This window comes from Youhaiella tibetensis (assembly GCF_008000755.1).
GTDB lineage: Bacteria > Pseudomonadota > Alphaproteobacteria > Rhizobiales > Devosiaceae > Paradevosia > Paradevosia tibetensis.
Genome location: NZ_CP041690.1, coordinates 3,127,116 through 3,145,497, shown reverse-complemented (window position 1 = coordinate 3,145,497; position 18,382 = coordinate 3,127,116). Strand labels below are relative to the sequence as shown.

The following is an 18,382-nucleotide window of genomic DNA, read 5'->3' as shown; positions in this document are numbered from 1 at the left end:
CGAGAAAGCCAATTGAATGCTCAGCGGGCCGCCAGAAGGTGGCCCGCTTTTTTATTCAGCGGGATTTGACGAGGCCGGAGAAGCCGGCAACGGCGAGCAGGCTCAGGGCCCAGCCGGCCACGGACTGGAAGAAATAGTAGTTGAGCGGAAGGGCGCCATTGGGCTGGGAAGGGTCGGGCCGCCAGTATTCCTTCTGCCCGAGCTCGGTCACCGGCAGCAGGGTGTCGAGCGAATATATCCAGGGGATGAACTCGGGATAGCTCGATGCCTCGGGCTGGGACAGGAAGCAGGTGAGCTGGTTCTGGCCCGGAAGGGCGCGGCCCGGAAGCACCTCGCCGACCGAGGGCATGTAGCGGGTTTGGTCCTGGCCCAGGTTGCACATGGTCCACTCGAGCGAGCGCAGCACCACGGGGCTGTTGGGTTTGAGCGACCCATCGACAGCGGCCCGGCCGAAAACCCCGATGCCGATCATCCAGAACAGGAACAGCCAGAGGAAGGCGTAGAGCGGCTGGCGCCCATAGCGCACGGTGACGGCAAGGATGCTGTCATTAAGGAGGAGGGCTGCCTGCAGCGGCCAGTTGCGGGCACGGCGGCGGCGGGCGCGACGCTGGAGTTTCTCCTTGGCGATGAGCACGGCGCGCGCGTCTTCATCGTGCCCCATGTCGAGCAGGACGCTGGCGAGCTGTTCGTAGGGCTGGGGCCAGAAATCCTCCTCCCAAAGGGTTGGCACCTGGCGCGCCAGCCAATCGAGCCGGCTGGCGGCGTCCACGGGACCGCCGATGAAGGCGCCATACTGGCAGCGGTTGAGGAGCAGGCGGCCCGGAGCAGGCCAGGAGGACTTGTCGTCGTGAATGGCGCCGATGGTGGCAGCGGTGAGATCGAGATTGCCATCCACGTTGGCCTGCTTACGCAGGAAAAAGGCCCCCTCGATGCGGGTGCGGTTGAGGCGCAGCGCAAAGCCATCGGGGCGGATGAGCTTTGTCGAGCTGCAATCGATGTTGCCGCCGAAATGAGCCCCGAGCACAGTGGTCTCGCCCTCGAGCGTGGCGGCGCGCAAGACCAGGTCGCCGCGCGCGTCGATGCCGTCGCAATTGAGCGCAACCTCTCCGGGCCGCTCGATCCTGGCGCCGGCCAGGTTGACGTCGGCGCCCAGGCGAACGCCGGAGAAGTTGATGCCGCCACGCACGCTGGCGCCGCGAAGCAGAATGGAGCCGCGCGCTTCCAGGCCATCGGCGTCGATGGCCAAGCCGTCGCGCACTGTGATGGTGCTGCCATCGGCCTCGATATTGCCGCCCAGGCGCAGGCGCATCAGGCGCACCTCGCCGGCGATGGTGGCACCGCGCAGGGTGAGGCCGCCACGCGCCTCAAGCCCATCGGCGCGCAGGCCCGGCAGGACCGAACCATCGAGAAAGAGATTGTCGATGATGGCCGATCGCAGGACCGGCGTGGCGTCGAAGCGGCAATCCTTGAGGCCGATATCGCGCGGGATCCGGCAGCCTTCCAGATCGAGGACCCCGGTTACCTGCGCGCCGCTCAGGCGCAAACCCTTTTCGTGCAGGCGGTGACCCTCGTCGCCTCCCAGGATGAGGAAGCGCAGGAGATCGGCGCGCACTTCGCGTTCGGGCGCGAGCTCTTCGGACGGCAGGCCTTCCCCGATACGCTCGAAATCGCCCGAGCGCAGTCCAGCGACGACGCGCATCTCCGCCAGGGTCAGGGGGAGGAAGTCCTCAAGCCGCTGCTCGCTTTCGGTGGGAAGCGTCCAGTACTCGCCCGCGGTGGTCATTTCTGCGGGCACCTCTCAGCGAGAAACCTGGGAGCCAGTGGGGACACTCCGGGGAAACACAAGACAGAAAACATCGCGCACTACCGCGACGACGGCGCAGTAAATGCAAGAATTCATCAGTGTACGACGCATGGCGTCGTATGATCATAGGCGCTGGCCGGTGCAGTGGCGCGGCGCTACTATAGATCGATAGAGAATATGCGCGCGATCGATCGCCGGGTATGGGCAAATGTCCCCCGATTTTGCCTGGCGTCTCAATGAACTGTTGTCACAGTGCTGTTCTTGACTTGAATTAACGCGTTGCCGTAATTGGGAATTCCAGGTGCAGTCGAGATAAGCCAACTCAGTGAGGCGGTGGGTCAATGTCGGCGTCGAACACAGCTCCCAAGACAGTCATGCAGAGGTTCCTCGACGCGGTCGAGCGAGTGGGGAACATGGTGCCGCACCCGGTCATCATCTTCCTGATCCTGATTGGCATCGTGATGGTGCTCTCGGTGCTCCTGAGCCTTTTCGGGGTCTCGGTGACATCGGAAGTGATCAATCCCGAAACCAACGAGATCGAGCAGAACACGGTCGCCATCCGCAGCCTTCTGGACGGAGACGGCATCCGCTTCCTCTACGTGTCGCTGATCCCGAATTTCATGAGTTTCACCGCCGTGGGGCTGATGATCGGGGCCATGATCGGCGCGGGCGTGGCCGAGGAATCCGGGCTGGTTTCGGCGCTGATCCGCAAGCTGGTGATCGTGGCGCCCGGCTGGGCGCTGGCCTATATCCTGGCGTTCGCGGGTATCATGGCGAGCATCGCGGCCGATGCCGGTTACCTCGTGCTGCTGCCGCTGGCCGGCGTGGCGTTCCTGACGGTGGGGCGCAACCCGCTGGCCGGCCTGGCGCTTGGCTTCGCCTCGGTGGCAGCCGCCTTCACGGTCAACATGCTCATCAAGCCGCTCGATGCGGTGCTGGTGGAATTCACCAATGACGCGGCGCGGCTGGTCGACCCCAATGCCAATGTCGGGCTGGCCTCGAACCTCTGGTTCTCGATCGTCTCGGTGCTGTTCCTGACGGTGCTGATCGCCTTCATCAACAACCGCATGATCGAGCCGCGGCTGGGCAAGTACGTGCCGGACAAGAGCTCGGAAACCTACGAGGAACCGGCCGCGGCCAAGCTGAGCGCAGAGGAATCGCGCGGGCTGCGCTTCGCGCTCTTCGGGCTGATCGGACTGCTGGTGGTGTTCGCGCTGCTGACGCTGCCGCCGGGGGCGCCGCTGCGCGATCCGGCGACGGGAGAGCTCATCGGCAGCTCGCCCTTCATGAACGGGCTCATCACCCTCATCGTGCTGCTGTTCCTGGTCACCGGCTGGGCCTATGGCATCGGGGCGGGCACGGTGCGCACGCTTTCGGACGTGATCAAGGCCATGGAGAAAGCCGTCACCGGGCTGGGCGCGACCATCTTCCTCTTCTTCGTGCTCAGCCAGTTCGTGGCCTATTTCACCTTCACCAACATGGGCACCGTGCTGGCGCTGAGCCTGGCGAGCGTGCTGCAGACCGCCCAGATCGGGGCGCTGCCGCTGCTGGTGGGCTTCATCGTGGTGGTGGCCATCATCGACCTGCTGCTGACCGGCGCCATCGCCAAATGGGCGATCTTCGCGCCGATCTTCGTGCCGCTGCTGATGAAGCTGGGCGTCGAGCCCGAGGCGGTGCTGGCCGGCTATCGCGTGGGGGATTCGCCGATGAACGCCATTACCCCGCTCAACGCCTACTTCGCGCTCGTGGTCGGGTTCGCGCAGAAATACGACAAGAACGCGGGCGTGGGCACGGTGGTGTCGCTGATGCTGCCCTACACGGTCTGGATCTTCGTTTTGTGGACCGTGCTGTTCTCGATCTGGAAAGTGCTGGGGCTGCCCTGGGGCGTGTAAGCGGCAAGCGCAAGGATTTGTTCAACCGATCGGATGGCTATCATGAGCGAAGCGTCAATCCCCCTCGATGTGGAGGCTGCCGAACAGCATCTTTTCGATTTCCTCTCGGTGGAGGGGATAACCGGGGAAGAGGCGGCCATTGCGGAAGCCGTGCGCCAGGCGCTGATCAAGGCCGGAATACCGGCCTCAGCCATACGGTTCGACGACGCCAATAGCCGCATTCCGCTGCCGACCCAGACGGGCAATCTCATTGTCGAGATGCCCGGCACGCGGCCGGGGCCGCGGCTGTTGTTCTCCACCCATCTCGACACCGTGCCGCTTTGCGCCGGGGCCAAGCCACGGTTCGAAGGCCGGCGGATCGTCTCGGACGGAACCACGGCGCTGGGCGGCGATGCCCGCACGGGCGTGGCCGCGCTGGTGGTGGTGGCCGAAACGCTCATCAAGAACAACCTGCCGCACCCGCCCATCACGCTGCTCTTCACGGTACGCGAGGAGAGCGGCTTGCACGGGGCGCGCGAACTCGATCCGGCCGAACTGGGCGGGGCGGCGATGTGCGTCAATATCGACGGGCAACTCGCCTCGGACCTCATCGTGGGCGCGGTGGGGCAGGAGAACTGGGAAGTGGAGATCACCGGCAAGGCGTCCCACGCGGGCGTGGCGCCGGACAAGGGCATATCGGCGACGATGGTCGGCGCGCTGGGCCTGGTCGAGGCGCGCAATGCCGGCTGGTTCGGCAAGGTGGAAAAGCCCGAGGGCCGAGGCACCAGCAATATCGGCATCTTCGGTGGCCGGGACGGCAAGCCGGCGGGCGACGCGACCAATGTCGTGACCGACTACGCCTTCCTCAAGGGCGAGGCCCGCAGCCCCAAGGCGGCTTTCGCGGTAAGCATCGCCGACGGCTTCCGGCAGGCTTTCGACAAAGCGCAGGCGGCGGTGACCGATGCCGAGGGGGAAACGGCCAAGGTCGCCTTCAGCCGCGTGACCTCCTATCCGCCGTTCGAGCTGAGCCGGGAAAGCCCGGTAGTGGAGCGCGCCACGCGGGCGCTCGAGATCCTGGGCATCACGCCGCACTACCAGTTCTCCAATGGCGGGCTGGATGCGAACTGGCTCGACAAGCACGGCATCCCGACGGTCACCATCGGGGCGGGCCAGGCCGAGATCCATACGATCAAGGAATATGTGAACCTGGACGAATACGAAAAGGGCTGCCGGCTGGCCATCCTGATGGCGACGCTCGAGGACTGAGCGCGCCCACCCGAGAACGTTGGCGAGGTCCGATGGCGCAGCCAGGGCCGCGGAAGAGGAACGGATCGATTTGAGTCAGATAACCCTTATCGGCATCATCGTCGCCATTGCCGTCGTCCTCTTCGTCTCCAACAAGTTGCCCGTGGTGGTGGTGTCGCTGCTGGTGACGCTGGCGCTCTGGGCCAGCGGCATATTGAGCATCGAACAGGCGTTGGTGGGGTTCGGCGATCCGGCCGTGATCTTCATCGCCTCGCTCTTCGTGGTGAGCGCGGGGCTGGAAGTGACAGGCGTGACGGCCTGGGCCGGTCAACTGCTGATCCGTGGCGCGGGGGAGGAGAGCCGAACGCGACTGCTCATCCTCATGATGCTGCTGGTGGCGCTGCTGACGGCGCTGATCAGCGTCAACGGCGCAGTCGCCGCCCTGCTGCCGGTGGTGGTGGTGATCGCGGTGCGGCTCAAGCGGCATTCCTCGCAACTGCTCATGCCGATGGTGTTTGCGGCCCATGCCGGCTCCAAGCTGGCGCTGACCGGCTCGCCGGTGAACGTGCTGGTGTCGGAAGCCAGTGCGGACGCCGGGGTCGGCGGGTTCGGGTTCTTCGAATTCACGCTGGTAGGCGTGCCGCTGCTGATCGGCACCATTGCCATCATCATCCTTTTCGGCAAACGCCTGCTGCCCGAGCGCAACGGGGCGACGATGCCGGCCGACTTTTCCAGCCACGCCAAGACGCTGGTGGAGCAATATGGACTGGCCGACGGGGTCTATCAGGTGCGGGTGCGCGGCTCCTCGCCGCTGATCGGGAACAACTACAGCGCCATCGACATGAAGCCGTGGTCGGGCGTGCAACTGGCGGCGGCCCAGGAGGGCGAGACGGCTCGCCCGTTGCGCCGCCCGGTGGCCGAAGGCGACCATCTGATCGTGCGCGGCGAGGCCGAGTCGGTGGCAGTGTTCGCCAGCGAAATGCACCTGGCGTTCCGCAGCGAGGCGAACGAGACCAGCGGCGCCGAAACGCTGTTCAACAGCCGCTCTGGGCTGGCCGAAGTGGTCATTCCGCCGCGCTCGGGGCTGATCGGCTACACGGTCTTCCCCGGCATGGTGACCGAAAGCGGGGACCTGATCATTCTCGCCGTACAGCGGTCGGGCAATGAGGTGGCGGCAGGCGAGGCGAGCGGAGAGGCCGGCGGCGTGGCGCTGCAGGCGGGGGACACGCTGCTGCTGCAGGGCACATGGAAGGCCCTGGACGACCACCTGACGGACCCGGACGTGCTGGTGGTGAGCTCGCCCGAACTGGTGCGGCGACAGGCTCTGCCGATGGGACCGGGCGCGCGCCAGGCGGTGGTGATCCTGGTGGCGATGGTGATCCTGCTGGCGACGGGGCTCGTGCCGCCGGCCGTGGCGGGGCTCCTGGCCGCTGGCGCTATCGTGCTGACGGGGATCATGTCGGTCGAGCAGTCCTACCGCGCAATCAACTGGACGACAGTGATCCTGGTCGGCGCGATGATGCCGCTCTCGACGGCGATGATCGAGACCGGAGCTGCGGCCCTTCTGGCAAACGAACTGGTCAAGCTGGTGGGCGACGCCGGGCCGCTGGCGCTGCTGGCGGGGCTTTTCCTGCTGACCGCCATCATGGGGCAACTGATCAGCAACACGGCGACGGCGCTGATCATCATCCCGATCGGGGTGGCGGCTGCGACATCGATGGGCATTTCGCCGCGCCCGGTGCTGATGAGCACGGGCGTGGCGGCGGCGGCGGCGTTCCTCACGCCAATCGCGACGCCGACCAACCTCATGGTCATGGGGCCGGGCGGCTACGCCTTCAACGACTACTGGAAACTCGGCCTGCCGCTGATGATCTGGTTCTTCGTGATCTCGGTGTTCTACGTGCCGCTGATCTGGCGCTTCTAGCCCTGCTGGATGCGGGCCAGGTATTGCCCTGTGAGCGAATTGGCGGTCGTGACCAGGTCGGCGGGAACGCCCTCGAACTGGACCGTGCCGCCATCGTGCCCGGCGCCGGGACCGAGGTCGATGACCCAATCGGCCCGCGCGATGACATCCCGGTTGTGCTCGATGACGATGACGGTGGAGCCGGCGTCCACGAGGCGGTCGAACAGGGAAATGAGGGTGTCGACATCGTTCATGTGAAGGCCGGTCGTCGGTTCGTCGAGCACGTAGATATTGCCCTTCTTGCCCAGTTCGGCTGCAAGCTTGAGGCGCTGGCGCTCGCCGCCGGAAAGCGTCGAGAGGGGCTGGCCGAGGGTGAGATAGCCAAGCCCAACGTCCTCGAGGCCCTTGAGCGTCCTGGCGATGGCGGGTTCGGTGAAGAAGGCGGCGGCATCCGAGACATTCATCTCGTAGACCTCGGCGATGGAGCGGCCGCGCAGGCGATGCTCTAGCACTTCGGGCTGGAAGCGCTTGCCGTGGCAGGTCTCGCAGACGGTGATCATGGGATCGAGGTGGGCAAGATCGGTGTAGATGACGCCCAGGCCGTTGCAGTCGGGGCAGGCGCCCTTGGAATTGGCCGAGAACAGCGCCGCATTGACATCGTTGGCCTTGGCGAAGGCCTTGCGGACATTGTCGAGGATGCCCGTATAGGTGGCGGTGTTGGAGCGGCGCGAGCCGCGCGCCAGGTTCTGGTCGATGATGACGGTTTCCGGATAGGCCACGGGCAGGCAACCCTGGATGAGGCTCGATTTGCCCGAGCCGGCCACGCCTGAAACGACGGTGAGGACGTTGCGCGGAATGGCGACCGAGACGTTCTTGAGATTGTTGAGGCTGGCATTGGCGATGCGCAGCGGCTCGCCTTTCGGCGAACGCACCTTGTCCTTGATGGGCTGGTGCGCCTGCATGTGGTTGCCGGTGAGCGTGCCGGAGGCGAGCAGGCCGGCGTAGTCGCCCTGGTAGACGACTTCGCCTCCGCGCGATCCGGCGAGGGGGCCCATGTCCACCACGTGATCGGCAATGGCGATCATGTCGGGCTTGTGTTCGACGATGAGGACGGTGTTGCCCTTGTCGCGCAACTGCTCCATCAGGCCGGCGAGGCGGCCGACATCATGTGGATGCAGACCCACCGAGGGTTCATCGAAAACGTAGGTGATGTCGGTGAGGGAGGAGCCGAGATGGCGGACCATCTTGACGCGCTGGCTCTCTCCGCCCGAGAGCGAGGAGCTTTCACGTTCGAGGCTGAGGTAGCCGAGGCCGATGGTGACGAGATTGTCCAGCCGGGCGGCGAGGGCGGAGAGGATCGGGCCTACCTGCGGCGCCTCGATGGCGCGGACCTGGGCGGCGAGATCGCTGACCTGCATTGCCGAGAGCTGGGCGATGTTGAACCCGGCGATACGGCTGGCCAGCACTTCGGGCTTGAGGCGGGCGCCCGAGCAGGAGGGGCAGGTCTTCCTGGTGAAGACCCGGTCATACTCGGCGCGGACATGGGGCTGGAGCGTCTCGGGGTCCTTGGAACCGAGCGAGCGCTTGAGCTTGGGGATGACCCCTTCGTAGGTGAGGTTGATCTTGTTGACCTTGACCTTGCGGCCGTCATCGAGATCGAAAAGGTTGGCGCGTTCCTCGGGCGTGTAGTCCTTGATGGGCTTGTCCAGATCGAACATGCCGGACTGGAAGTAGGTGGCGGACCACCAGCCATCGACCTCGAAGCCCTTGCAGAGCAGGGCGCCCTGGCTGAGCGAGCGGCTTTCATCGACGACCGCCGACATATCCATGGCCGCCACCTGGCCGATGCCCTCGCATTCCGGACACATGCCGCGCGGATCGTTGGAGGAATAGTAGCCGGGGGCGGGCAGGCGCGGCTCGGCAAGGCGCGAGAAGAGGACGCGCAGCATCTGGGCGGTGTCGGTGACGGTGGCGACGGTCGAGCGGGAATTGCCGCCCAGGCGCTGCTGGTCGACGATGATGGCGGCCGAGATGTTCTCGAGCAGATCGGCATCGGGCTGGCCATAGCTGGGCATGAATTGCTGCACGAAGGCCGGGTAGGTCTCGTTGATCAGGCGCTGGCTCTCGGCGGCGATGGTGCCGAAAACCAGGGACGACTTGCCCGAGCCGGAAACGCCGGTGAAGACGGTGATGCGGCGCTTGGGAATGTCGAGCGAGACGTTCCTGAGGTTGTTCTCGCGGGCGCCGCGAATGACGATCGAACCATAGTCGGGGAGGGGCATGTCCGGTCCTTACCTCGGTTTGTGCGTGGGGTCGGATGGGCGCGGCCTGGAAATCGGCAGAGGTGATGCATAGCCAGCGAGGCATGCGATTTCAAGGATCGATTTTCTGAAAACGAATTTCTGCAATTGCCGCCGGGGTTGACTTGCATAGCTGAATGGCTATTAATTAATCCATAGCCAACGGGGTATCGATCCGTGACCATAGGCAACCACGACCTGCTTTTCAAATCGCTGGCGGACCCGACCAGGCGGGCCCTTTTCGAACGGCTCTGCCAGGATGGGGAGCAGACGGTGGGGGCGCTGACCGAATGGGCCGGCGTTTCCCAGCCGACGGTTTCCAAGCACCTGGTGGTGCTCAAGCAGGCGGGGCTGGTGCGGGACCGTCACCAGGGGCGCCAGACCCATTACAGCGCCCAACTGGGCGCACTGTCACCGCTGATCGACTGGACGAGCCAGATGGCGGGGTTTTGGCAGAGCCGGTTCGACGACCTCGAAGACCTACTCAAAAGAATGGACCAGTGAGTCCGAAACGCAACGCGCAAGGAGGCACAAAGCGATGAATGCAAGCAAATGGATCCGGCAGATTCACCGGTGGCTGTCGGTGATCTTCGTTCTGGCGGTGATCGCCAACTTCGCCGTACTGGGGCGTGGAGACATTGCGCTCTGGATCGGGTTCTCGACGCTGATCCCGCTGGCACTGCTGCTGTTTACCGGCATCTACATGTTCGTGCTGCCTTACGCCAACCGTTGGCGCAGCGCCCGGCGGGCCGTGCAATAGGCCTGGCCAAGAGCGAACCAAACCGGAAGGCCGCGCTTATACTGGCAACGGCGCGGACAACGAAAGGCAACAAGGCGATGACGACTTCCACGACCGAGGGCCCGGCTGGGCAAAGCGAGGCGAGCCGGCTGATCGATGCCAAGATCGAGCATCTGGCCGACTGGCGCGGCGACATGCTGGCCCGACTGCGGGCCTTGATCCTCAAGGCGGACCCCGAGGCGATCGAGGAATGGAAGTGGGACACCCCGGTCTGGTCCCATGACGGCATCATCTGCACGGGCGAGACCTACAAGAAGGCGGTCAAGCTGACCTTTCCCAAGGGGGCGTCGCTCGAGGACCCCGAGGGGCTTTTCAATTCGAGCCTGGAAGGCAACGTCCGCCGCGCCATCGATTTTTCCGAGGGCGCAGAGATCAACGAGGCGGCGCTCAGCGCCCTCATCGTGGCGGCGGCCACAACCAACGCGGTGAAAAAACCGAAGACCGTGGCCAAGTCCCAGCGATAGCCCGGGGGCCGGATACGACACTCGCAAGAAGGATTAGTTCATGAACGAAGCAGCAGCCGAAACCCGTTCGGTGGTCATCGAGCGCGAGGTCGCGTTTCCCCCGGAGAAAATCTGGCGGGCGCTGACGCAGCCGCATCTGATCGAGGAGTGGTTGATGAAAAGCGATTTCAAGCCGCAGGTGGATCACAGCTTCAGCTTCCGTGCCGATTGGGGCGCGGTGGATTGCAAGGTTCTCGAGGTCGAGGCGAACAGGACGCTCTCCTACACCTGGGAGGCATATGGCCTGGAAAGCGTCGTCACCTGGACGCTGACACCCACCGCAACCGGCACGAGCCTGCGCATGGAACAGTCCGGCTTCCGCGCCGACCAGAACCAGGCCTATCACGGTGCCCGCGCCGGCTGGAACGCGTTCCTCACCAAGCTGGAAGACGTGCTCGCGCATACCGAGTGAGCGTGGTCCGATAAACGAGAAAGGCCGCCCGATCGCTCGGGCGGCCTTCGTGTTCTTGCGGCTTTCGACAGATCAGAACGGGGTGTTCGGATAGTCGAACTGGGCGGCGTTGTCCTTGGTGATCAGGGTCGAATTGATGATCATCTTGCCGTCGACCTGGGCGTTGGCGGCGAAGTGCAGCGCGGTCAGGTCGATGGCGGTGGCCACCATGTTGGGGTTGTAGGAGACGTCGACCGGAACCTGGGTCGAGCCGGCTGCAACCATCTTGACGATCTGGTTCATGCCGGCGCCGCCGACAGCCCACATCTCGTTCTCGCGACCGGCTTCCTTGAGAGCCTTGAGCACGCCGACCAAGGTGTCGTCGTCCTGCGCCCAGACGGCGTCGATCTTGGGGTACTTGGTCAGGAAGTCCTGCATGATCTTGTAGCCATCATCGCGGTTCCAGTTGGCGAACTGGCTATCGAGAACCTTGATGTTGGTGCCTTCGATGCCGGCCATGAAGGCATCCACGCGCTGGGCATCGATCGGGATCGGCGCGCCGCGCAGGACGACGATATTGCCGCCATTGGGCAGGGCCGACTTGAAGTAGTTGGCGGTGGTGGTGCCCAGGCCCGGATTGTCGCCGGCGACGTAAAGATCCTCGATGCCGGGCTGGCTGAGGGCGCGGTCGACCACCGTGACCCACTTGCCGGCATCCTTGACCTTCTTGATCGAGGCGGTCATGGCGTCCGGATCGCCGGGCAGGATGACCAGGCCATCGATATTGCGGGTGGTCACCATGTCTTCGAGGTCGGCGGCCTGCTTGGTCGAATCCGGCGCGGTCGCCAGAACGAACGACAGGTTCGGATAGGCCTTGCTCAGGCGATCGACCGCCTGCTGGGCAAAGAAATCGACGCCGCCGGTCCAGCCGTGGTCGGCCGTGGGCACCGACACGCCGATGACGTAGCTCTTGTCCTGGGCCAGGGCAGTGCCCGCCAGGGCGAAGGTGCCGGCCACGATGGCCGTAAGGGCTGTGGTTTTCAGCAAGTTCATAGTCGTCGTCCTCCCATTTGCCCATTGGCGGGCATCGTTGAAACTGTGGTCAGTTGGTCGTGCGGCGCTGGCGTTGCAGCAGCACCGCAACGATGATGATGGCGCCCTGGAAAGCCTGGTTGAGGTAGGGGCTGATGAAGCTCTGCAGGTTGAGGATGTTGCCGATCAGCTCGAGGATGATCACGCCGACGACCGTGCCCCAGACACGGCCGAACCCGCCGCGCAGCATGGTGCCGCCGATGATCACGGCCGCGATCGCCTGCAATTCCCAGAGCACGGCGGTGGAACTGTTGGCCGAACCGAATTTCGGGACATAGAGCGCGGCCGCCATGCCGACGAGGAAGCCCTGGAGCACGTAGGTCATCAGGCGCACGCGGTCGACCTTGATGGCCGAGTAGCGTGCCACCTGTTCGTTCGAGCCGATGGCCGACAGGTGCCGCCCGAACGTGGTGCGCCGCATCACCACTTCGGCGACGATGGCCACCGCGGCAAAGACGATGATCGGCACGGGAATGCCGAGGATACTGCCCGAATAGAGCGGCGAATAGGTTTCGGCGGCCTGGAAGTTGAGGTTGAGCGTGCCGCCGTTCGCCAGGAACGTGATGAGGGCGCGGAAAATGCCGAGCGAGCCGAGCGTGACGATGAAAGGCTCGATCCTCCCCGCGGTCACCAGCAGGCCATTGGCAGCGCCGGCCGCCGCGCCGATGGCGAGGCCGGCGGCGATGCCCAGGATGATGACGGACCAGCCCGTGCCCATGGAGGGAACGGCGCTGTTGATGATGATGATCATCATCCCGGCGATGAAGGCGGCCATGGAGCCGACCGAAAGGTCGAGGCCGCCCGAAGTGATGACGAAGGTGGCGCCGATGGCGATGATGCCGATGAACGAAGCGCGGGCCACGATGTTGGCCATGTTGGCGAAGGTGAGAAAATTCCCGTTGAGGAGCGACCCCAGGATCAGGAGCAGGAGCAGGGCGAGCAACGGCCCGAACACGCTCATCCTGAGGCGTCTCGTCTTGACGGCGGGTTCGCGGTCTCTGGCGACACTAGTCATGCGGCAGTCTTCCCTTCGATGCCCATCTGGTGGCGCACGATCTGTTCTTCACTGATTTCGGTTCCTTCAAGCTCGCCCACGATCCGGCCGTTGCGCATGACCATCACGCGGTGGCTCAGGCCAATGACCTCCTGGAGTTCGGAGGAGATCAGGATGATCGACTTGCCCTCGGCGGCGAGCGCGGCGACGATGTGATAAATCTGCTGCTTGGTGCCCACGTCGATGCCGCGCGTCGGCTCATCCATGATGATGACCTCGGGCTCGCTCTCCATGGTCTTGCCCAGCATCAGCTTCTGCTGGTTGCCGCCCGACAGCTGGCCGGCACGCACCGACTCGTCGCGGGCGCGGATATCGAAGCGGCGCACGGCGCGTTCGAGCGCCCTGGTTTCGCTGGCCGTGTCGATGAAGATGCCCTTGAGGTGACGATCGAGGGTGGGGAGGGTGAGGTTGGGCCGCAGGCCCATGTTGACCATCAGCCCTTTGCCCTTGCGATCCTTGGTCATGTAGACGATGCCGGCGGCCAGCGACTGGGCGACATTGGCGAAGTGCACGGGACGGCCGTTGAAGTCGAGCTCCCCAGCATCGCGGTGGATAAGGCCGACGATGGTTTCGGCCACCGCGGTGCGGCCGGAGCCGATGAGGCCGGCAAAGCCCAGGATCTCGCCGCGGCGCAGGCCGAACGAGACGTCATGGACGCCGTTCGAGCGCAGCCCCCTGACCGAGAGGACCAGGGGCGCATCGACATCGGGCTCGTGCTTGGGCGGGTAGAGGTTGGAGAGTTCACGACCGACCATCATCTGGGCAGCCGAATCCGGGGTGAGGGCCTTGCTGTCCAGTGTGGCGATCAACTGGCCGTCGCGCAGGATCGTCACGCGGTCGGAGAGTTGCATCACCTCGTCGAGCTTGTGCGAGATGAAGACGATGGCGACCCCGCGGGCGGTGAGGCGGTTGATCTGTTCGAAGAGCGTGCGGGTTTCGGCCACCGAGAGGACTGCGGTGGGTTCATCCATGATCAGGACGCGCGCGTCGCGGCTGATCGCCTTGGCGATCTCGATCATCTGCTTTTCGGCCACGGTGAGGGTCGAAATGCGGGCGGATGGATCGACCGGTACGTGCAGGGTATCGAGCAGGGACTGGGTCTGCTCGCGCATGCGCCTGACATCGAGGAAGCCGAAGTGCTTGAGCTCGCGGCCAAGGAAGATGGATTCGGCGACCGTCAGGTGTTCGGCCAGGTTGAATTCCTGGTGGATGAGGACGATGCCCATGCCCTCGGCTTCACCATTGGGCGGAAGCGTCGTCGGCCTGCCGTCGAACACGATGGTGCCCGAGGTCGGCTGCTCGAAACCCGAGAGAATCTTCATCAGGGTGGATTTGCCCGCGCCGTTCTCGCCGATGATGGCGTGGACCTCGCCGGGGCGGACGTCGAAGTCGATGCTGAACAGCACCGGAACTTCACCAAAGGACTTGGAAATCCGCTGGGCAGCCAGAATTGGAGGCGCATTCGCGCCAGTGCTCGTCGGCATACAGCCCACCCTCCCTCTGACGCGATGCATTGCCTGCATTCTTCGTCATTCTTGGCAATGTAAAGGTTTTCATGGGCTATGTAAAGGTTTACATAGGGCTATTGACTCTGTATTTTCAGCGCATTGCGCTTTATGCCGCGATGAAGCGAAACGCGAAGAAACCGAGCCAGATTCGCCGCTGGCGGAGCGCCAAGTGCAGCAACAGAAACTGGCTACAATCGAGGACGTTGCGGCGATCGCGGGCGTTTCCATCGCCACGGTAAGCCGGGCCGTCAACGAACCCGGCAAGGTTGCGGACGAGACGCGGCGGCGCGTCAACGAAGCCATCGCGCGCACCGGCTACACCACCAACGCCATGGCTCGATCCCTGCGCATGCGGCGCAGCAAGATGATCCTGATCCTGGCGCCGGACGTGGGCGACCCGAACTTTTCCAACATCCTGGTGGGGCTGGAAACGGAGGCCAGCAAGCGCGGCTACGGGGTGCTGATCGGCAATACGCAGAACGATCCGACCCGCGAGGCCGACTATCTGCGCTTCATCAGTTCCAACCAGGCCGACGGGCTGATCCTGCTCACCGGCCACCTGCCTTTCGGACTCAGTCTCGACGATCCGGCCAGCCGGCCGCCTGCCATGGTCGCGGTGAACGAGCCGGTGCCGGGCGACAAGGTGCCGTTCGTGGGCGTCGACAATTTCGAGGGTGCGCGGATCGCTGCCGAGCACCTCATCTCGCAGGGGCACCGACGCATCGCCTTTATCGGGCATTCGACCAGCAAGATGGTCAACGGGCTGCGCGAGGGCGGCTATCGAAAGGCGCTGAGCAATTTCGGCATCGAGATCGATCCGATGCTGATCCTGGATGGCGATGGGACGACCGAGAGCGGCCGGCAGGCCGCCGAGCACATGTTCGTGCGCGACGTGCTGCCGACGGCGTTCCTGTGCGTGAACGATGCCACGGCGCTGGGCGTGATCATCGCGCTCAACGCCCGCGGCTATGACCTGCCGCGCGCGTTCTCGATCATGGGGTTCGACGACATCTCGTTCGCCAGCTTCGTGACGCCCGCCCTGACGACGATGAAGCAGCCGCGCTCCAAGATCGGGGAGACCGCCATGCATCTGCTGCTGGCTGTGGTCGAGGGACGTCAGGTCGAGCAGCGCAAGGTGTTGCTGCGGAGCGAACTCATCCTGCGCAACTCGGTGGCCCGGCTGGGCAGCAAGTAGCCGCAGCAGCCGGGCAAGCTTCAGGGAACGCCGGCCTGGCGACCGACCTCGGGGGGCCGGCCGGCGCTCCAGCGACTCCACAGGGTCGTGACCAGTGCGATGGACGCGAGGATAGCGGCCAGGAGGAACGTTATGCGCAGGCCCGTCTCGCCGCCCTGAGCGAGGTGGAGGGGTGCAAGGCCGGCCGAGCCGAGCGCGAAGACCGAGCCCATTGCCGAGGCTCCGGCGATCAACCCCAGGTTGCGGGCAAGGGATAGCAAGGCCGACACCACGCCGCGTTGCTCCTTGCCGGCGCCGGTCATGATGCCGGTATTGTTGGCGGCGAGGAAGACGGCGTAGGCGGCCGTTATGACGACGAGGCTTCCCGCGTAACCGGGGACACCGAGGATCGGCGGAAGAAACGACATCAGCAGCGTTCCCGCAAGGACGCCGGCAAGGCCTACGCTCGATGCGGCGGCGTGGCCGAAGCGGTCGACGAGCAAGCCGGCGGGGTAGCCGACCAGCGCGGCGACGACCGGGCCGATGGACATGACCAGGCCCGTGGTTGCCGGTCCAAGCCCGAGGACGGTCGAAAGGTAGAGCGGCCCGACCACCAGCGTGGTCATCAGGATGGCCGAGACGAGACCAAGCGAAACGAGGCCGGCGCTCAGGCCGTGGCTCTTGAGAAGCCGCAATTGCAGCAGAGGCGCCTGGCTGCGCTTTTCGATGAAGATGAACGTCGCCAGCGCGATCATGAACAGCCCCAGGAGCGCAGCGTTGAGCAGGCCCATCGGCGCCAACGTTGTCGCAAGGGCGAATGCGGCGATCGCAAGAGTCAGCACGATCGTGCCGGGGATGTCGAATGAAACCGGCCGGGTGCGGGTAGGCGTATCGCGCGGCAGCAATGGCCAGGCGAAGGCGAGCGCTGCCGCACCGGCCAGTGCCATGAGCGCGAAAACGGCGTGCCAGCCGAAGAACGCGATCAGCACGCCGCCCAGCGAGGGACCGATGGCGGTGCCGACCGCGGAGACGGTGCCGAGGAGGCCGATGGCGCTGCCGGCCCGGTCTTTGGGGACCATGTCGCCGACCGCCGCTACGGTCAGCGACATCATGGCCGCCGCGCCGATGCCCTGTAGCCCGCGGGCCAGGATGACGATCCAGAGGGCGGGGGCCAGGGCGGCGAGGAGCGCGGCGAGTGCGAAAAGCCCCATGCCTGCCAGAAGCAGGCGGCGCTTGCCGAAGAGATCGCCCAGCCGTCCGGCCGTCACCAGGAGAGCGGTGATGGACATCAGGTAGGCGATGACGACCCATTGCACCTCCTGGCTGCCGGCGCCGAAGGCGAGCTTGAGGCTCGGGAGCGCGACATTGGCGATGCTGGTTCCTAGGGAGGGGAGCAGCATGCCGAATGAAAGGGCGGCGAGGCGCAAGGCGTAGCGGGGTTTAGGTGCCTCTTGCATGGGATCACCGCGCGGGAGAGGCCGGAGCCTTGACGAGGCGGCCCACCAGGCGGCGCGCGATCGGCGCGACCACCAGCACGGTGGGGAAGGCGATGGCCCACGAGGGCAGCCAGGCATTGATCCATATGCCGGGCAGACCATCGACCAGTCCGAGATTGCGGAGGACGGCGACGGCCGAGACGATGCCGGACATGAGAGCCGAGAGGATGAAGCCGAAAAGGACGGGCGCAAAACGAGGTGGCATTCCACAACTCCTGTTCAAGGGATGCCGGAGAGGTACGCCCTCACTCACTCTTGCGGAACGCGCATCGGTCGCAGCATATTCGTGCATCAAACGCCATGTATGACCCGGGAGAGTGCCGATGCCCGACTTCAATCTCCTCGTGACGCTCGATGTCCTGCTTTCGGAGGGAAGCGTGGCCGGCGCGGCGCGGCGATTGCGCCTGAGCCCATCAGCGATGAGCCGGGCGCTGGCGCGGTTGCGCGAGGTCACGGGCGATCCACTGCTGGTGCGCGCAGGGCGCGGACTGGTGCCGACGCCTCGCGCCCTCGAGTTGCGCGGCCTCGTCGGGGACGTGGTCGACGGCGCCAACGCCATCCTGCGTCCGGCAGAGAAGCTCGACCTGGCGAGCCTCGAGCGCCAGTTTACTCTGCGGACCAGCGAAGGGTTCGTGGAAACCTTCGGGCCGCGCCTGATTGCTCACGTGGCCGGGGAGGCGCCGGGAGTGGTACTGCAATTCCTCGCCAAGCCGGACAAGGAGGGCGCGCCGCTGCGGGAGGGAGAGGTCGATATCGAAACGGGCGTGGTCGATCTCGCAACCGCTCCCGAACTGAGGGCGCTGCCGCTCTTCGAGGATCGCTGGGTGGGGGTGGTGCGCGATGGGCATCCGCTACTGGAGGGCGCAATGACGCCGGAGCGCTACGCGGCCGCGGGCCATGTGAAGGTGCTGCGGCGGGGCCTCCACAGTGCCGAGGTCGACGAGGCGCTACGCCCAACCGGGCACGAACGGCGCGTGGTCACGATCGTCAATGGCTTTGCCACCGCGATCGCCCTGGCGCGCAGCACCGAACTGGTCGCCACGGTGCCCGAGCGCCATACCGAGGGGCTGCGGCATGGCATGGCAAGCTTTGCGCTGCCGGTGGAGATCGCACGGTTCACCCTATCCATGCTCTGGCATCCGCGCATGGATGGGGACCTCGCGCACAGATGGCTTCGTTCCACGGTCCGCAGCGTGTGCGCGCGACGCAGGGAGGCGGAGTAGGGAACATGGCGTTTGATGC

The 18,382-nt window shown here is 65.1% G+C and carries 16 protein-coding genes; 9 read left to right on the top strand and 7 right to left on the bottom strand.

What is annotated here, in order from left to right; all coding sequences use genetic code 11:
* Positions 1–55: 55 nt before the first annotated feature.
* Complete coding sequence (locus FNA67_RS15380; protein WP_147656750.1) at positions 56–1,783, bottom strand: hypothetical protein; 1,728 nt, start codon at positions 1,781–1,783, stop codon at positions 56–58.
* A 362-nt stretch (positions 1,784–2,145) separates the two neighbouring features.
* Between FNA67_RS15380 and FNA67_RS15375 the strand changes: the two genes are divergently transcribed.
* The 3 genes from FNA67_RS15375 (at position 2,146) to FNA67_RS15365 (ending at position 6,844) form a co-directional block, all read left to right on the top strand.
* On the top strand, positions 2,146–3,696 hold the full coding sequence (locus FNA67_RS15375) for an AbgT family transporter (protein ID WP_147656748.1): 1,551 nt from the start codon (positions 2,146–2,148) through the stop codon (positions 3,694–3,696).
* 42 nt (positions 3,697–3,738) lie between these two features.
* On the top strand, positions 3,739–4,941 hold the full coding sequence (locus FNA67_RS15370; RefSeq protein ID WP_371874348.1) for a M20/M25/M40 family metallo-hydrolase: 1,203 nt from the start codon (positions 3,739–3,741) through the stop codon (positions 4,939–4,941).
* A gap of 70 nt (positions 4,942–5,011) precedes the next feature.
* Complete coding sequence (locus FNA67_RS15365; RefSeq protein ID WP_147656744.1) at positions 5,012–6,844, top strand: SLC13 family permease; 1,833 nt, start codon at positions 5,012–5,014, stop codon at positions 6,842–6,844.
* Here the strand turns inward: FNA67_RS15365 and FNA67_RS15360 are convergent.
* Complete coding sequence (locus tag FNA67_RS15360; RefSeq protein WP_147656742.1) at positions 6,841–9,105, bottom strand: ATP-binding cassette domain-containing protein; 2,265 nt, start codon at positions 9,103–9,105, stop codon at positions 6,841–6,843. The genes FNA67_RS15365 and FNA67_RS15360 overlap by 4 nt on opposite strands.
* 201 nt (positions 9,106–9,306) lie before the next feature.
* Here FNA67_RS15360 and FNA67_RS15355 point away from each other — a divergent pair, with 201 nt between their 5' ends.
* The 4 genes from FNA67_RS15355 to FNA67_RS15340 all read left to right on the top strand — a co-directional run bounded on the left by FNA67_RS15355 (position 9,307) and on the right by FNA67_RS15340 (position 10,837).
* Entirely contained in the window at positions 9,307–9,627 is a 321-nt protein-coding gene (locus FNA67_RS15355; protein WP_147658213.1) for an ArsR/SmtB family transcription factor, read from the top strand.
* A 34-nt stretch (positions 9,628–9,661) separates the two neighbouring features.
* Positions 9,662–9,883: a hypothetical protein gene (locus FNA67_RS15350; RefSeq protein WP_049705985.1), complete on the top strand. Its 222-nt coding sequence runs from the start codon at positions 9,662–9,664 to the stop codon at positions 9,881–9,883.
* Between the two features lie 77 nt (positions 9,884–9,960).
* The gene (locus FNA67_RS15345) at positions 9,961–10,386 is read left to right on the top strand and encodes a DUF1801 domain-containing protein (protein WP_147656740.1); all 426 of its coding nucleotides are present in this window, start codon (positions 9,961–9,963) and stop codon (positions 10,384–10,386) included.
* Between the two features lie 40 nt (positions 10,387–10,426).
* The gene (locus FNA67_RS15340) at positions 10,427–10,837 is read left to right on the top strand and encodes an SRPBCC family protein (RefSeq protein WP_049705983.1); all 411 of its coding nucleotides are present in this window, start codon (positions 10,427–10,429) and stop codon (positions 10,835–10,837) included.
* A 72-nt stretch (positions 10,838–10,909) separates the two neighbouring features.
* On the opposite strand, the gene FNA67_RS15335 is transcribed toward FNA67_RS15340, so the two are convergent.
* The 3 genes from FNA67_RS15335 to FNA67_RS15325 are packed head-to-tail and all read right to left on the bottom strand — an operon-like array spanning position 10,910 to position 14,446.
* A complete protein-coding gene (locus FNA67_RS15335) occupies positions 10,910–11,869 on the bottom strand; it encodes a substrate-binding domain-containing protein (RefSeq protein WP_053167948.1) in 960 nt (319 codons plus the stop codon).
* Between the two features lie 49 nt (positions 11,870–11,918).
* Positions 11,919–12,923 carry an ABC transporter permease gene (locus tag FNA67_RS15330; RefSeq protein ID WP_049705982.1) on the bottom strand — a complete coding sequence of 335 codons (1,005 nt, stop codon included), beginning with the start codon at positions 12,921–12,923 and terminating at the stop codon, positions 11,919–11,921.
* Entirely contained in the window at positions 12,920–14,446 is a 1,527-nt protein-coding gene (locus tag FNA67_RS15325) for a sugar ABC transporter ATP-binding protein (RefSeq protein ID WP_147656738.1), read from the bottom strand. Before FNA67_RS15325 ends, FNA67_RS15330 begins: the two co-directional genes overlap by 4 nt.
* A gap of 193 nt (positions 14,447–14,639) precedes the next feature.
* Here FNA67_RS15325 and FNA67_RS15320 point away from each other — a divergent pair, with 193 nt between their 5' ends.
* On the top strand, positions 14,640–15,665 hold the full coding sequence (locus FNA67_RS15320; protein WP_244616362.1) for a LacI family DNA-binding transcriptional regulator: 1,026 nt from the start codon (positions 14,640–14,642) through the stop codon (positions 15,663–15,665).
* Positions 15,666–15,685: 20 nt separating this feature from the next.
* Here the strand turns inward: FNA67_RS15320 and FNA67_RS15315 are convergent, their stop codons facing one another.
* Together FNA67_RS15315 and FNA67_RS15310 are read right to left on the bottom strand one after the other, a co-directional pair.
* A complete protein-coding gene (locus FNA67_RS15315) occupies positions 15,686–17,101 on the bottom strand; it encodes an MFS transporter (protein WP_147656734.1) in 1,416 nt (471 codons plus the stop codon).
* Between the two features lie 4 nt (positions 17,102–17,105).
* Positions 17,106–17,345, bottom strand: coding sequence for a DUF2798 domain-containing protein (locus FNA67_RS15310; protein ID WP_147656732.1), 240 nt, complete (start codon positions 17,343–17,345; stop codon positions 17,106–17,108).
* A gap of 112 nt (positions 17,346–17,457) precedes the next feature.
* Between FNA67_RS15310 and FNA67_RS15305 the strand changes: the two genes are divergently transcribed.
* Positions 17,458–18,363, top strand: coding sequence for a LysR family transcriptional regulator (locus FNA67_RS15305; protein WP_147656730.1), 906 nt, complete (start codon positions 17,458–17,460; stop codon positions 18,361–18,363).
* Positions 18,364–18,382 lie beyond the last annotated feature (19 nt).